The organism is Bizionia myxarmorum (genome assembly GCF_008086205.1).
Taxonomy (GTDB): domain Bacteria; phylum Bacteroidota; class Bacteroidia; order Flavobacteriales; family Flavobacteriaceae; genus Algorimicrobium; species Algorimicrobium myxarmorum.
This window is the reverse complement of sequence record NZ_VSKK01000002.1, coordinates 404300-420554: the sequence shown is the minus strand read 5'-3', so window position 1 is coordinate 420554 and position 16255 is coordinate 404300. Positions and strand designations below refer to the sequence as shown.

At 34.4% G+C, this 16255-nt stretch carries 13 protein-coding genes and 1 riboswitch; of the genes, 9 read left to right on the top strand and 4 right to left on the bottom strand.

Annotation, left to right across the window (positions count from 1 at the left end; genetic code table 11):
- The first annotated feature begins 80 nt into the window (after positions 1 to 80).
- The gene (locus ES674_RS10980) at positions 81 to 782 is read left to right on the top strand and encodes an adenine nucleotide alpha hydrolase (protein WP_148404072.1); all 702 of its coding nucleotides are present in this window, start codon (positions 81 to 83) and stop codon (positions 780 to 782) included.
- 67 nt (positions 783 to 849) lie between these two features.
- Here the strand turns inward: ES674_RS10980 and ES674_RS15610 are convergent, their stop codons facing one another.
- From ES674_RS15610 to ES674_RS10965, 3 genes are read right to left on the bottom strand one after another with little or no spacing between them, the layout of a single operon-like run.
- Positions 850 to 2823, bottom strand: a complete 1974-nt coding sequence (locus ES674_RS15610; RefSeq protein WP_246126025.1) for a DUF5074 domain-containing protein — start codon at positions 2821 to 2823, stop codon at positions 850 to 852.
- 21 nt (positions 2824 to 2844) lie between these two features.
- Positions 2845 to 3924 (bottom strand): YncE family protein, encoded by a 1080-nt coding sequence (locus ES674_RS10970; RefSeq protein WP_148404071.1) that lies wholly within the window; start codon positions 3922 to 3924, stop codon positions 2845 to 2847.
- 5 nt (positions 3925 to 3929) lie between these two features.
- A complete protein-coding gene (locus tag ES674_RS10965) occupies positions 3930 to 5759 on the bottom strand; it encodes a TonB-dependent receptor plug domain-containing protein (RefSeq protein WP_148404070.1) in 1830 nt (609 codons plus the stop codon).
- Positions 5760 to 5793: 34 nt separating this feature from the next.
- A riboswitch (cobalamin riboswitch) is annotated at positions 5794 to 5992 on the bottom strand.
- A gap of 263 nt (positions 5993 to 6255) precedes the next feature.
- Here ES674_RS10965 and ES674_RS10960 point away from each other — a divergent pair.
- From ES674_RS10960 to ES674_RS10925, 8 genes are all read left to right on the top strand, one after another.
- Complete coding sequence (locus ES674_RS10960) at positions 6256 to 7413, top strand: ABC transporter substrate-binding protein (protein ID WP_148404069.1); 1158 nt, start codon at positions 6256 to 6258, stop codon at positions 7411 to 7413.
- Positions 7414 to 7445: 32 nt separating this feature from the next.
- A complete protein-coding gene (locus tag ES674_RS10955) occupies positions 7446 to 8456 on the top strand; it encodes a FecCD family ABC transporter permease (RefSeq protein ID WP_148404068.1) in 1011 nt (336 codons plus the stop codon).
- A 1-nt stretch (position 8457) separates the two neighbouring features.
- A complete protein-coding gene (locus ES674_RS10950; protein WP_148404067.1) occupies positions 8458 to 9249 on the top strand; it encodes an ABC transporter ATP-binding protein in 792 nt (263 codons plus the stop codon).
- A gap of 109 nt (positions 9250 to 9358) precedes the next feature.
- Positions 9359 to 10753, top strand: a complete 1395-nt coding sequence (gene rmuC, locus ES674_RS10945; protein ID WP_148404066.1) for a DNA recombination protein RmuC — start codon at positions 9359 to 9361, stop codon at positions 10751 to 10753.
- 15 nt (positions 10754 to 10768) lie between these two features.
- Positions 10769 to 11137, top strand: coding sequence for a 6-phosphogluconate dehydrogenase (locus ES674_RS10940; RefSeq protein ID WP_148404065.1), 369 nt, complete (start codon positions 10769 to 10771; stop codon positions 11135 to 11137).
- Position 11138: 1 nt separating this feature from the next.
- A complete protein-coding gene (locus ES674_RS10935) occupies positions 11139 to 11684 on the top strand; it encodes an acyl-CoA thioesterase (RefSeq protein WP_148404064.1) in 546 nt (181 codons plus the stop codon).
- A gap of 212 nt (positions 11685 to 11896) precedes the next feature.
- On the top strand, positions 11897 to 12505 hold the full coding sequence (locus ES674_RS10930; RefSeq protein ID WP_148404063.1) for a transcriptional regulator: 609 nt from the start codon (positions 11897 to 11899) through the stop codon (positions 12503 to 12505).
- Position 12506: 1 nt separating this feature from the next.
- Positions 12507 to 13211, top strand: coding sequence for a DUF3307 domain-containing protein (locus tag ES674_RS10925; RefSeq protein ID WP_008636112.1), 705 nt, complete (start codon positions 12507 to 12509; stop codon positions 13209 to 13211).
- A gap of 97 nt (positions 13212 to 13308) precedes the next feature.
- Here ES674_RS10925 and carB read toward each other — a convergent pair whose 3' ends face one another.
- Entirely contained in the window at positions 13309 to 16161 is a 2853-nt protein-coding gene (carB, locus tag ES674_RS10920) for a carbamoyl-phosphate synthase large subunit (RefSeq protein WP_148404062.1), read from the bottom strand.
- Positions 16162 to 16255 lie beyond the last annotated feature (94 nt).

Genomic DNA, 16255 nt, shown 5'->3' with positions numbered 1-16255 from the left:
ATCATATTTAATATTGCAAAGTTTTACAAATATGGCAGCATAAACAAAGCGAAAATTTATCTTTAAGGTTTAAACATTTAATGAAAACTTACAAAACATATTTAAACTGGAGCACCGGTAAAGACGCCGCTTTGGCACTCTATTATTTACTACAAGACAAAAGTTATCAGGTAGAAAAACTGGTAACAACTATAAATTCAAGTTATAATCGGGTTACTATGCATGGTTTACCAATAACTTTTATAGAAAAACAAGCCCATTCCATTGCCATTTCTTTTGCAACTATAAATTTACCAGAGCAGCCTATTATGGATGATTATAATGAAATTATGAATGCTGCCACATCAAAACTCAAAGAAGACGGTTTTACACATGCTACATTTGGTGATATTTTATTGGAAGATTTGAGAGACTACCGCGAAAAGCAATTAGGAAAACATCATATTACAGCTGTATTTCCGCTTTGGAAAAGAAACATGAAAGAGCTGATGCAAGAGTTTCTTGATTTAGGCTTTAAGGCAATCATTGAATGCGCAGACTCAAGATATTTCACAGAAGATTTTGTGGGCAAAATTATTGATGAAGAATTGCTAGCTAATTTACCAAAAGGCGTTGATCCCTGTGGCGAAAACTGCGAATTCCACACCTTCTGTTTTGATGGTCCTATTTTTAAAACTCCCATTACTTTCAATGTGGGAGAAAAAATCTATCGCGAATATCCAAAACCTAATGCTGCATCTGATGTGTCGGGTTTTTGGTTTTGCAATTTAATTCCTAATTAATAAAAAAAACCACTTTATAAATATCGAATTTATAAAGTGGCTTTTAAGTAAATTTTATCTACTTATTTTACTGCTTTATCAATCTAAATAAACCATTTTTATTTTGCGCTGTTACTTTTACTATATATACGCCCTGTTTTAAATTGGAAATATTAATATCTTTTCCAGTTGTTTTAACTAGTTGCTCAATCAACTTTCCAGTTATATCATAAATACTAATATCCATAACATGATTGGTGCTCTTTACGGTAAAGAAATCTGAAGCTGGATTTGGATATAATTTTAATTCTGAAAACGTGTTATCCGTAACACTTAAACTGGCTTGATTAATGACACCAACAGCATCTAAATCAAAACCACCTGTATGAAAAGGGGTGGGAAATGGATCGTTTATCATGTTTCCGTAGGAATCATAAGATGCAAAAGCAGGATCAATAATTCCAACCACATCAATAATTTTAACGTGCGTAATTCTGCTTTTATTCAATAACGGATTATCAGCTATATCGTTAATATCAAATGGTGTTCCATAAGTAGCACGGTATTTTCCAGCTAAATTGTTAATGTATGTGGCATCAACAGCGCCAAACCCGCCTACTTGCGTGTCTGTTTGCGTTTGACTGTGATTAGGGAATCTAACGTAATTAATACCATCTGAACTCACTTCAACAAAAGCCAATTCCAAAAAAGTGTTACTAAATCCATTTTCAAAAACTGCAAAATCAAATCCAGACCCATCCGTAATTGGCGTAGCAAATGTTAAAATAGCCTCGCCGCGATCACCTAAACTCACAATTGCATTGTTGGCCGCTCCTATAACATTAGATTCTGTTCCTGCTGTGGCATAACTGCTTCCGTCATAAGTAGCAGACGGATCTGTAATATTAATTAATCCGCGTGTTACTGAAGCCCCGGCTGCCCAATCAATAAATAGTGGATCCGTGTTAGCCAAAGCAGTTGTTCCCGTTTCTCCTACGGAAGGCGGATAAACACCAAGCGGCATCCTATATTTATAAATACCATTTGGAAGCACTCCAGTTGTATAACTGTTTTCAAAAGTACCTGAAATATTATAAGTAACCAGTTGGCCATCACTTGCATAGTCTACAGCATCCGTTAGATAGAAGATGTTGTCTATCAATGAAAATCCGTAAGGTATTTGGACATTTTGTGCAGCTGTATTGATAAATGCTGTAGTCGGTAGACTCGCTGAAAAATCAAAATTGTAAATATTATTATTTAGAACATAATAAGCTTCGCCATTTTCAACTTGTAAAAAATCGGGATGATTACCAATTGCAAAATCATAAACGTCCATTACAGAAAAATCATTTAAAGCTATTCTGTATAATTTCGCCAACGTTTCGTCTCCTGTCCAAGAGGGTTTTCCACCACAAAGCACATACAAATAATCAGCATCAGCTACTATTGAATTTGGAACATCAGCAACTGTTATTTGTGAAACACTGTAATCACTTAAACTAATAACCGAAATTGAATTTCCTTGACCATAACCATCTTTGTGCGCCACAAATAACTGGTTATTCTTTTTGATTATTTTTTCAGGTCCTTCAACAACAGGAATTGTAGTTGTTACCGTATGGGTAGCTAAATCTAAAACGGCCACATAAGAGGCGTTTGGATCTGTTGGATCTCCCCAATTAGTGATGTAGCCTAAACCGTTATCAAATTCTATATAGCGCGGATTATTGATATCCGTGGTTACAGTTGAAATATGCGTAAAAGTTGAACGCTTAACCACATTAATTTCACTCGTACCATTTGAAATTATATAAGCATTTTCGCCATAAAACCCCATTCCTTGCGCTACCTCACCTAAATCCATTCCAGGGTTTCCAGTTGTAAAAATGTTATTTGTTAAAGTCCCTGTAATGTTTAAAAAAGAAACTGAAGCGTTATTACTTCCATAACCACCTTCATTTAAAATAAAAACCCCATTATTATAATCGGCTTGTGCAAAGCCAGATAAAGCTAATAAGCTAAAGATAAAAGGTAATAAGAATAGATAATTTTTTTTCATTGTTGTTGCGTTTTAATTTAATTAATTGTTACTATAAAATCCGTTAGGAATAAGTTTTACATTATAATTTTCTTGAAATTGGCCTTGTAAGTCGTAAACTAATACGGTACCATTAGAAACATAGTCTTTAGCATCTGCTACATAAATATTTCCATTGCTGATTTTAAAACCATACAGAACGCCAACATTCTGTGCATTGGTACTGAAAAATGGTGCTTCAGGTAATGTGAAATCGTTTAAATTCACTTTAAAAACATCTCTGTTTAAAGTGAATAACAGTGAATTATTATCAATTTGAAAATACCCTGGATGCACACCATCTGCAAAGATAATTTGATCCGTAACGTGGTTAGTTGCAAGATTTATTTTGTGAACTCCCGCTACTGTTTCATCACCGGTATAATCACCTTTCCCAGCGCAAAGCACATATAAATCATTATTGTATATCATCATATTTCCGGGCACATCAGAAACCTGTATATTGGATATTACTGTTTCCGAAGAAGCATTTAAAACAGATATTGTATTTCCATAGCCCCACCCCCCTTTATGCGCTACATATAAGGTTCCATTGTTGTTTAATATTTCTTCTGGTCCTTCTGAAACTGAAATTGTATTGATAACTATATTTGTTTCGGTATTTAAAATGGCAACATAATCATCCGTGGTGTCGGCAGGATCACCCCAATTCGTGATATATCCTTTATCTCCATCGAAGGTCATAAATCGCGGATTAAGAATATCTTGCTCTATCGTGGAAATAGATTCAAATGTATAGCGGTTTACCACTTCTATAGTATTAGAATTATTAACTAAAACATAGGCTTTATCTCTATGAAAAGCCATGCTTTGTGCCACATCCCCCAGTCCTCTACCGTTAACGGCATAAAAAATATTGTTATAAACCTGTCCCGAATTATCTATAAAAGACACCGAAGCATTGGAATAGGTATAACCACCTTCGTTTAAAACAAAAATTCCGTTGGCATAATCACCAGACGGCGGCGGTGTTTCAATAATAATGTCACGATCATCACTCGTACAATTTTGCAAAAGCAAAATGATAGCCAACATGGCTACGCTTTTTAAGGTTTTCCTCATAATTATTATATATTAAAATTCAAATACACATTAAAGTTTCGGCCCGGCATGGGTCTGTTTAATACACTTTCATAGGACTCGTTCCATAAATTCAAAATTTGAGCACCCAGTACATACGTGTTCGTTTTTTTTCCTAAATTATATTCTAGACCAAAATTGGCTACCATATAACTATTCAGAATATGCTCTGTTGCATTGTCTGTTGTGGTATAAACTTCGCCGTTATTGATATATTGATAGTATGCTGACAGTTTTTTATAACCGTAACCAACCGCCGTCGTTAATTTATGATAGGGCACATAAATGAGTTGTTTATTGGTTTTTTCGTTCGTTGAAACCGTATAGGCATACGTTGCTGAAACATTAAAACTGTGTGCTGCAATACTTTTTTTAGCAGTCAATAAGCCTTCAACACCATATATTTTAACGTTTTCAGCATTTTTTGGTCTCCAAATACCATTTACATCGGGTGTCCATAATAATAAGTCTTGAACTTTATTATAGTAGCCGTTTATGGTTAAAGAAGCGTTGGGAATATGCAAAACATGGCTCATTTCACCTTGATAAGATAATTCAGGTTTCAAATCTGCATTTCCCAACCCTTCCCAATACAAATCGTTGTAAGTAGGAATTCGGAAGTTTTTTGACGTATTCAATTTCAGAGTGTAAAAACTGGTTATTACAGCTTGAATACCCGCCGCGTATAAGAAAGGACTTTCGTAGGTGCTGTTAAATTCTTGACGCAAGCTAATCTCGTATAGAAAACGTTGATTCACTTTATGTTTTAGTCCTAAAACAGCCGATCCCAAATGACGAATTTCATGAGCTAAATCAGAACCTTCGCCATTATTTTGATTATAATTTAACCCACCAGTTAAAAGTATTCGGCCCAATTCATAATCCAAATTATATTTCAAAAACAGACTTCCTACATCACCATAAGTGTAGAAATCTCTAGCAATGTTGGGGTAGTATTTATAGTTTTCGGTGATATATGCAACTTTGGTATTGGAGGTTAAATTCCTGGATTTAGAAACCCATTCCAGCATGCTTCGTGTGTTAAAATCGTTATACTTTGTTTCTAAAGCATTTGGGGTAGGAAGTGAAAAATTACGTTTACCCTCATATATATTGGCATAAAAATTAATAATATTTCGCTTATTTAATTTAAAACCAAAACTAGAACTAATGTTGGTATTGTTGAATTGTCCATTTTTATTGATTCGATCGGTGCCTAAATATTCGTAATCATTTTCAGAACCTTGACGCGAAATACCTAATGAAAAACTCGCTTGTTTTGTAGAATAGCTTGTTTTATAATCAATTCCATAAGTCTTATAACTGCCGTATTTCAAAAATAAATCATTTTCAAATCCTAAATTATAATCCAGTATATTTTCCAAATAAATGCTTCCGCCAATAGCATTGCTGCCATCTATAACGCCACCGCCGCCAGATTTAACAACAACCTGATCAAAACCTCGGGTGTTAATCGTATTAAAATCCGTTTGACCTGTAGTCTGAGAATTTATATTAATACCGTTCCATAAAACAGCTGTTTGTTGAGCCGTTGTACCTCTAAAACTAGGCGAAGACACCATACCTAAACCATTCTCTTTCAAATAAATGGTAGTATTATAATTTAAAAGACTCGTTAATGATGATTGGTTTCGCTTTAATACACTGTCACTTAAAACGGTTTGCGTAGTCGTATAAACGGAATCTTTTAATTTGATGTATTTTAAATTAACTTCGCTCAATTCCGTAACCGGAGTGACCTGGGCATAAAGTGCACCACAGTAAAAAAACAGCAATATTAACAAATAACGAATCATAATCAGTAAGCCTTTTACCCGAAAGCCTTTAATTTATAAGGTTACGAAGTTGGCAGGTCTCCTGACTCGTTTCATGTTATTAAACCTTCCCAGTATTGAAACCAGTGGTTAATTGAAGTAATAACATCTCTAAAAAGAGGTACTCAAAAAATTGAGTATAAACATACAGTTGCGGGAACAGTTCTGGATTTTAACCAGATTCCCTTTTAATTGATGAAATCTTAAGATTTTCAAGTAGTGAACAAAAAAATAACTACCCAAAAAAGCTATTGATTTATCATCAAACCAAATTCTTTGCAAAAGTAGTTATTCTTTTCAGATAAGCATCATGAAGCTTATTTTTTCTTGGTCATTTTGTAGAGCAGATAAATAAATCCTGCCAAAAAATGAAAGATAATAATTCCAGCTACTATATATAATGTTACATTTGATCCGTCGCGCATAGTTAAATATTTTACATAAATTTACGTGATTTTTAATCGTATAAATGTTACCAATGTTACACAAAAAAATAATTTTTACTACACTTTTATTAAGTCTATTTTTCTGGAACTGTCAGGAAAAAAAGGAACAGGAAATTACTTTACCTGAAACTAGTAAAACATCATTAAAAATAGATTACGCTACAGGATTTAGTATTGAAGAATACGACACCTATAAAATTTTAACCATTAGCAATCCATGGCCTAATGCTGATAAAAATTACAGCTATTTATTACTTACTAAAGAACAAGCAGCGGTAAGCACTTTTAACAAGGATGATTATGATGGAATAGTAACCATTCCAGTTGAGAAAATAGTAGTTACCTCCACCACGCACATTCCTGCTTTGGAATTATTAGAGGTTGAAAATTCATTAATTGGTTTCCCAGGAACGGATTATATTTCCTCGGAACGGACTCGGAAACTAATCGATACTGGTGCTGTAAGAGAATTAGGAAAAAATGAAGGTATTAACACGGAAGTTTTATTGGAATTGAATCCAAATCTAGTGGTAGGTTTTGGTATGGATGGTTCCAACAAAAGTCTTGAAACGATTAGAAAATCAGGAATTCCGGTAATTTATAATGGCGATTGGGTTGAAACATCACCTTTAGCAAAAGCTGAATGGATTAAATTTTTTGGTGTGCTTTACAACAAAAGCGAGCAAGCTGAAATGGTTTTCAAAAAAATTAAAAATGATTATCTCGAAGCCAAAAAACTAGCTCAAAACGCTACCACCAAACCCAGTGTTTTAAGCGGTGCCATGCATAAAGATATTTGGTATTTGCCAAGCGGAACAAGCCCCGAAGCACAGCTTTTAAAAGATGCTAACGTTAACTATTTATGGCAAGAAACAGATAGTAAAGGAAGTTTAGCTCTAAATTTTGAAGCCGTTTATGAAAAAGCAAAAGATGCGGACATTTGGATTAGCCCATCTTATTATGGCACATTTGATGCTTTGGAAAAAGCAAACGCACATTACACGCAATTTGATGCGTTTAAAAATAAAAAAATCTATTCCTTTGTTAATACAGCCGGCAAAACTGGTGGCGTTACTTACTACGAAATTGGAACGGCTAGGCCCGATTTAGTATTAAAAGATTTAGTAAAAATTGCACACCCTGAATTGATGAAAGATTATGAGTCGCAGTTTTTCAAACCATTACAATAATCCATATTTGCAGGAATAGGTTTAAAAAGTCTATGAATACCAATTTTAAATACGCATTCATTTCACTTACCGGCATACTCATATTTTGCTTTTTAGCAAATATTAGTTTGGGCTCCGTATCCATTCCTTTTAAAACAGTTTTTGAAAGTTTATTAGGTATTACAGACAATTATATTATTCAAAACTACCGCTTACCAAAAGCCTTTACAGCCGTTTTAGTTGGTTCGGGATTGGGTATTTCAGGACTGCTTATGCAAACACTTTTTAGAAATCCGCTTGCAGGACCCTATGTTTTAGGCATTAGCTCTGGTGCTAGTTTAGGCGTGGCACTCATTATTTTAGGCGCGGGAATTTTTGGTGGTGTATTTGCCACTTTACTCGTTTCCAAATGGAGTGTTATTATAGCAGCTAGTTTGGGAAGTTTTCTAGTATTATCTGCCGTATTAATTGTTTCCTCTAAAGTTCGGGATACTATGGCTATTCTTATTATTGGACTCATGTTTGGAAGTATCACAGCCGCCGTGGTTAGCGTCCTCTCCTATTTTAGCAGTGCTGAACAATTACAACAATATATTTTCTGGGGATTTGGAAGTTTAGGTAATCTATCTTGGTATGAATTGGGGATTTTCTTTTGCGTGTATTGCGTAGGAATGATTTTGACTATTTTTTCTATAAAAGCATTAAATTCCCTTTTATTAGGCGAAAATTATGCGAAGAGTCTCGGCTTAAACATTAAACAAAGTCGTTTAATTATCATTATAGCCACCAGTTTATTGGCTGGTACTATTACCGCTTTTGCTGGTCCAATTGCTTTTATTGGGTTAGCAATTCCACATATGGCGCGACAGGTTTTTACAACATCCAATCATAAAGTATTGTTACCAGCTGTCTTTTTATTTGGTGCTATAATCATGCTCATTTGCGATAGTATTGCCCAATTACCGACTAGCGATTATACATTACCCATTAATGCGATAACATCTTTAATAGGAGCGCCTGTTGTTATTTGGCTCTTGGTACGCAAACGTAAAATGCTTTTTTAAGATGAAATCAGCTCAACATATTATGCTTAAAACCGAAAATTTAAACATCGGTTATGCCTCCAAAAAAGCCGAAACTGTCGTGGCTTCCAATATTAATATGGCTTTGCAAAAAGGACATTTAATTGGATTGGTTGGCGCCAATGGCATCGGAAAATCGACACTTTTACGAACGCTTACCAGTGTGCAATCCAAACTATCAGGCGCCGTCTTTTTAAAAGATAAAAACCTGGAAACCTATTCGAATGCTGATCTTGCCAGAACGATGAGCTTGGTTTTAACCGAAAAAATTGCCTCGAAAAATTTATCGGTATATGAATTAGTAGCTTTAGGCAGACAGCCTTATACTAATTGGGTTGGGAATTTATCCGATAATGATTTAGAAGTTATAAATCGCGCAATAACGCAGACGAATATTGAAACTTTAAAGGACAAAAAATGTTTTGAATTAAGTGATGGTCAATTACAAAAAGCTTTGATTGCGCGTGCTTTGGCCCAAAACACGGATTTAATTATTCTAGATGAACCTACCACGCATTTGGATATGTATCATAAAGCATACATTTTAAAATTACTTCAAAAATTGGTGAAGGAAACCAATAAAACCATTTTATTTTCATCTCATGAAATTGATTTAGCCATTCAATTGTGCGATACGATGGTGGTTATGACTAAAGATTCTGTAATTACAGATGCGCCGTGTAATTTAATTTCCAAAGGTGTTTTTGAAACCTTATTCCCTAAAGATTTAATTGCTTTTGATAATTTGTCGGGTAGTTTCAGAGTGAAAAAATAGGATTACAATTCAACAGAATAGAACTAAAAATCTTTCCTAAAAGTTCATATAGCGATTTTATAAGTTCCGGTTTAAAAAATTTATCTTTGGTAAAATTCTTCTTTTAAATATGACCGACAGTATTATCCTTATCCTTGCCATTATACTATCTGCCGCAGTTGGCGTTTATATTGGCTTGGCTTTTTCTAAATTGAAAAATAAAGTCGAAACCAGCACTTTAGAAGAACGCAATAGCAATTTACAACAGCAGCTTTCAAGCCTTAAAATTTCTTTTGAAGAAGAATCTAAAAAACAGAACACCTATTTCCATCAGCAAATAAGCGACTTTAAAGAAACTATTTCCAAAACTGAAATTGATCGCGACGGCATTCGAAGACAAAAAGAATTGCTCAATTCTGAATTAGCACGACGGAATTCTGAATATGAAAATTTAGAGCAACAGCTTTTAAAACGCGATGAAGAATTAGTGCTTCAACAAGAGCAATTACGCAAGGATTTTGAATTATTAGCTTCTAAAATTTTGGATGAAAAAAGTGAAAAATTCACACTTCAGAATAAAGAAAATATTAAACTGATTTTAAATCCGTTGCAGGAAAAAATTCAACTATTTGAAAAGAAGGTTGACGATACCCAAAAGGAAAGTATTAGTATGCATTCCGCTTTAAGAGAGCAATTATTGGGTTTAAAAGATCTGAATCAGCAAATGACTAAAGAAGCCACCAACTTGACGCGCGCTTTAAAAGGCGATAGTAAAATGCAAGGAAATTGGGGGGAATTAGTATTGGAACGCGTTCTTGAAAAATCGGGTCTGGAAAAAGACCGGGAGTATTTTGTGCAACAACATTTTACACGTGAAGATGGCACTCGCGTTTTACCCGATGTGGTATTACATTTGCCAGATAATAAACGGATGATTATTGATAGTAAAGTATCCTTAACAGACTATGAACGTTTGGTAAACGCCGAAGAAGATGAAAGACCTACGTGGTTAAAAGCACACGTTAATTCCATTAAAAAACACGTAGATCAGCTTTCAGATAAAAAATATGAAGATTTATACGATATAGAATCACCCGATTTTGTTTTAATGTTTGTTCCTATTGAACCGGCATTTGCGGTGGCTATTAATGAAGATAATTCTATATATAACAGAGCGTTTGAGAAAAACATTGTAATTGTTACACCTGCTACACTTTTAGCAACGTTGCGCACCATTGATTCCATGTGGAATAATGAAAAACAACAACGCAATGCACTAGAAATTGCCAAACAAGCGGGTGCACTTTACGATAAATTTGAAGGCTTGGTCATTGATTTAACTGGTGTTGGTAAAAAAATTGATGCGGCTAAAACGGATTATTCGGCCGCTATGAATAAATTAGTTGATGGAAAAGGTAATATAATTGGTCGTGTTCAAAAATTAAAAAAAATGGGCGCTAAAGCTAAAAAGTCACTTCCGGAAGCCATTATAAAACGTGCGCAAGTTCAAGATGATGACGAATAATAAAACAAATAAACTATGAAAAGTATCTTAACAAAAATCCTTATTGGATTCGTTTTAATTTTAGTCGCATATGGTTCTTTCATTTATTTCGCGACATATAGTGAAGGTATTCGCGCTGGTGAACTGGTTAAATTCAGCAGTAAAGGTGTTATTATAAAGACTTGGGAAGGCGAAATTAGCCAAGGTGTTTCTGAAGCGCAGTTATTCGAATTTTCAGTAGAAGATGATCAAAAACAAGTGATAAAAGATTTAATGGAATTACAAGGAAAGCATGTAAAACTTCATTATTTTGAACGTTATCAAACCTTATTTTGGTTAGGAGATACCAGACATTTTATTACTAAAGTTGAAGTTACCAAAGGAGAAAATAATAGGCGCAACTAATATGAAAGATACTTTTAAAACTGTGGCTTGTTCGCGAATTAGCATTGCAGAACTTATGCAACCATCTCAATCCAATTTCGGTGGAAAAATTCATGGTGGATATATGTTGAGTTTAATGGACCAGATTGCTTATGCTTGTGCTTCCAAACATTCCGAAAATTATTGTGTTACGGCATCTGTTGACACCGTAGATTTTCTGGAACCTGTTGAAATAGGCGAACTCGTTACCATGAAATCTTCTATTAATTATGTAGGAACAACGTCCATGGTTGTCGGTATTCGGGTTGAAGCCGAAAACATTAGAACGGGTCATGTAAAACATTGTAATTCCTCTTATTTTACTATGGTTGCTAAAGATGATAATGGAAAATCTACTCCCGTTCCTGGGTTGGTTTTATCTTCTTTAGAAGAGGTGAGACGCTTTCTAAAAGCTATTGAACGTAATCATACCAAGAAAAATAGACGTATTGAGTTTAATAGTGAAGATTTTGTTATTGGTGATTATCTTAAAGAATTAGAAGATTATAATATTAAAATAGATTTATAACTTCCTAAAATTTAAAAATACGCCTCGGCACCTACTCCTTAAAATTCAGTTATTTGGGTATTCCATTTAAATGACCGATATTTGATTATTCCTTATTTATGGCATAATTAAGTTTATTCCTTTTTGAAGGCATATTTATAAATAGTCCTATTTGAAGGAATACTATTAATTAATATGTAGAATTGTATACTATTCATTCAAAAGCAACCCTTATGATAAGTGTTATTACAGGTGATATTATTAGATCCAAAGGTGTAAAACCCACTATATGGCTGGCGCAGCTTAAGTCTGCTTTAACGTTTTTACAACCTGATGATAGATTATGGGAAATATACCGTGGTGATAGTTTTCAAATAGAATTTAAAGATACGCAAGACAGCTTTTTACATGCGGTTTACATCAAGGCATGTATTAAAATGATAAAAGGTTTAGATGTACGAATGGCAATTGGTATGGGTGCTAAAACCTATCGAGGTACATCTGTAACCGAATCCAACGGCGAAGCTTTTCAGTTTTCTGGTGAAACATTAGAAAACCTGAAAAAGGAAAAATTGAATTTAAAAATAAAAACGGCAAACCCTAATCTGGATAGAGACCTCAATTTATACATTAAATTAGCTTTAATCAGCATGGATAATTGGACGACAAACTCTGCCGAAATTGTAAAAATGCATATTGAAAATCCAAAAAGCATTCAAACAGATCTTGCTCAACGCATCGGTATCAGTCAAGATGCTATTAGCAAACGTGTAAAACGCGCAAACCTTGAAGAAATATTAGAACTTAACACACTGTGTAATATTAAAATAACTAACTTGTAGTATGATTCTACTAGTAAAATTAGTGTTAGCACATTTAATTGGTGACTTTATTATTCAACCAAAGTCTTGGGTAAAGAATAAAGAGAAAAAGAAACTTAAATCGCCTAAACTATATTTACATGTGGGCATTCATATTGCCTTATTATTTCTTATTGTTTGGGATGTATCCTATTGGCCATTATTACTCATAATTGGTGCTTTACATTTTATAATCGATGCTTTGAAACTGCTATTTCAAACGAAGAGAACCAAACGTCGGTGGTTTTTTATTGATCAGCTATTACATATTATCAGCATTTTTGCTGCGTATTTCCTTTATAGAGATATGATGTTCTCAACGGCCGATTTCCCCACAGAAACTGCCTTGCTCCTACTAACCTGTTTGCTTTTTTTAACGGTACCAGTATCTATTATTATGCAAGCCATTTTCAGCAAATGGAATATTGAAAAACTAACTAAAGGCAACGAATCGCTTAAAGATGCTGGTAAATACATTGGTATCCTGGAGCGTATTTTAGTATTCATTTTTATTATAATGGATCATTGGGAAGCTGTTGGGTTTTTAATTACGGCTAAGTCGGTTTTTAGGTTTGGCGATTTAAAAGAAAGTAAACAAAGAAAACTCACCGAATATATTCTAATTGGCACCCTAATCAGCTTCGGAATAGCGATTGTAACAGGCGTTGTATTTCGATTTCTAATGTAAATCAAAATAAGCTACAAAAAAACCATCAGAAAACATCTGATGGTTTTTTATTACTACATGAGCAATTAGCCTTTAAAATAACAGCATTACTACCCTTTTATTTACTTAAGTACATTTTACGTCGGGCGTATAAGTTATAAAACTCATCATCTTTTAAGTCATCAATAAATAAAATACTTTCGCCCGTACTCTTCATTTCAGGACCTAGTTGTTTGTTAACATTGTGAAACTTATCAAAAGAAAACACAGGTTGTTTTATAGCGTAACCTTCTAATCTCGGTTTAAAGTCAAAATCGGTTACCTTATTAACCCCCAGCATCACTTTTGTTGCATAATTCACATATGGTTCACCATAAGCTTTTGCAATAAAAGGAACCGTTCTAGAGGCTCTAGGATTGGCTTCAATAATATAAACAACATCGTCTTTAATTGCGAATTGTACATTAATTAAACCAACCGTATTTAATGCTAATGCAATTTTTTTTGTATGATCTTTTATTTGCTGCAGTACCAAATCACCTAAATTAAAAGGAGGCAAGACACCGTTACTATCTCCTGAATGGATTCCGCAAGGTTCAATATGCTCCATAATTCCGATAATATAAACGTTCTCACCATCACAAATAGCATCCGCTTCCGCTTCAATAGCGCCATCTAAATAACGATCTAATAGTAATTTATTATCAGGCATTTGGCGTAATAAATCCACAACATGCTCTTCTAATTCATCCTTATTAATTACAATTTTCATGCCTTGACCTCCTAACACATAGGAAGGTCTTACCAAGATTGGGAAGTCTAAAACATCTGCAATTGCCAAAGCTTCATCGGCATTGGTTGCCACATCAAATTCTGGATAAGGAATATTATTTTCTTTTAAAATAGTTGAAAAACTACCTCTATCTTCAGCTAAATCTAAAGACTTATAAGTTGTACCAATAATTTTAATTCCGTAGCGATCTAATTTTTCAGCTAATTTAAGTGCCGTTTGGCCACCTAGCTGAACAATCACACCTTCTGGTTTTTCATGACGAATAATGTCGTAAATATGTTCCCAGAAAACCGGTTCGAAATATAGTTTATGGGAAATATCAAAGTCCGTTGAAACCGTTTCTGGATTACAGTTAATCATGATGGTTTCGTAACCACATTCTGCAGCCGCTAAAACACCGTGAACACAACAATAATCGAACTCGATACCTTGACCAATTCTATTTGGTCCCGATCCTAATACAATGATTTTCTTTTTATCGGAAACAACACTTTCATTAGATGGCGCTATTTCGCCATTTGATAATTCTACTTCGTTTTCAAATGTAGAGTAGTAATAAGGTGTTTGCGCTTCAAATTCTGCCGCACACGTATCTACTAATTTATAAACACGCTTTATTTTAAATTCCTCTCTTTTCGTGTATACTTGACTTTCCAAACAATTTAGCATGTGCGCTATTTGTCTGTCGCCATAACCTTTTTGTTTCGCTTCAAGTAATAAATCACGCTCTATATTTTCAATTGAAAAAGTAGAAATCTCTTTTTCTAAATAATGTAACTCTTCATATTGCTTTAAGAACCACATGTCGATTTTAGTAATTTCGTGAATGCGACTCAATGGAATACCCATTTGAATAGCGTCATAAATTACAAATACACGATCCCAGCTCGCGAAGGTTAATTTCTCAATAATCTGATCGTAATCTTTATAACCTTTCCCGTCGGCACCTAAACCATTTCGTTTAATCTCCAAGGATTGTGTCGCTTTATGCAACGCTTCTTGGAACGACCGGCCGATAGCCATAACCTCACCAACAGATTTCATTTGAAGACCTAAAGTTCTATCAGAACCTTCAAACTTATCAAAATTCCATCGCGGTATTTTCACCACAACATAATCAAGCGTTGGTTCAAATAAGGCCGAAGTAGAACCTGTAATTTGATTGGTTAATTCATCTAAATTATAACCAATAGCTAATTTTGAAGCCACTTTAGCAATAGGATAACCAGTTGCTTTGCTCGCTAATGCAGAAGAACGAGATACACGCGGGTTAATTTCAATAGCGATAATATCCTCGTTTTCATCTGGACTTACGGCAAATTGGACATTACAACCACCAGCGAAATCGCCAATACTACGCATCATATGAATTGCCATATCACGCATTCGTTGAAACGTTTTATCCGATAAAGTCATAGCCGGCGCCACCGTAATGGAATCGCCAGTATGAATTCCCATCGGATCCATATTTTCAATAGTACATATAATAACAACGTTATCGTTTTTATCACGTAATAACTCTAACTCAAATTCTTTCCAGCCTAAAAGTGCTTTATCTATCATAACTTCATGAATTGGCGAAATTTCCAATCCACGTGTTAATAACTCATCAAAATCTTCTTCTTTATAAACTATAGATGCACCTGCGCCACCTAATGTATAAGACGCTCTAATTACCAATGGAAAACCAAATTCTTGAGCAATTTCCTTACCTTTTAAGTAAGACGTTGCTGTAGCTTGTGGCGCCATTGGAACACCTATTTTCAACATGAGTTCGCGAAACTTCTCACGATCTTCTGTAATATTAATCGCGTCGATATCAACACCAATTAACTTTACATTAAAATCGTCCCAAATACCTTTTTCTTCTGCTTCAATCGCTAAATTTAATGCAGTTTGTCCACCCATAGTAGGTAAAACGGCATCAATTTGTGGATGTTCATTTAGAATTTTAATAAGGGATTTTGTGGTAAGTGGCAACAAATAAACATGATCCGCCATAGAAGGATCGGTCATGATAGTTGCCGGGTTGGAATTAATAAGAATTGTTTCAATTCCATCCTCTCTTAAAGAACGTAGCGCCTGAGTTCCAGCGTAATCAAATTCGCAAGCTTGACCAATAACGATCGGGCCTGAACCTATAAGCAGTACGGATTTTATGTTTTTGTTTTTAGGCATGTTGAAATATTTTTTGCAAAAGTAGTTAACGTGAGGGTATAAAAAAAGGCGTTACCAAATGGGAACACCTTTATATATTAACAATTGTTAATTC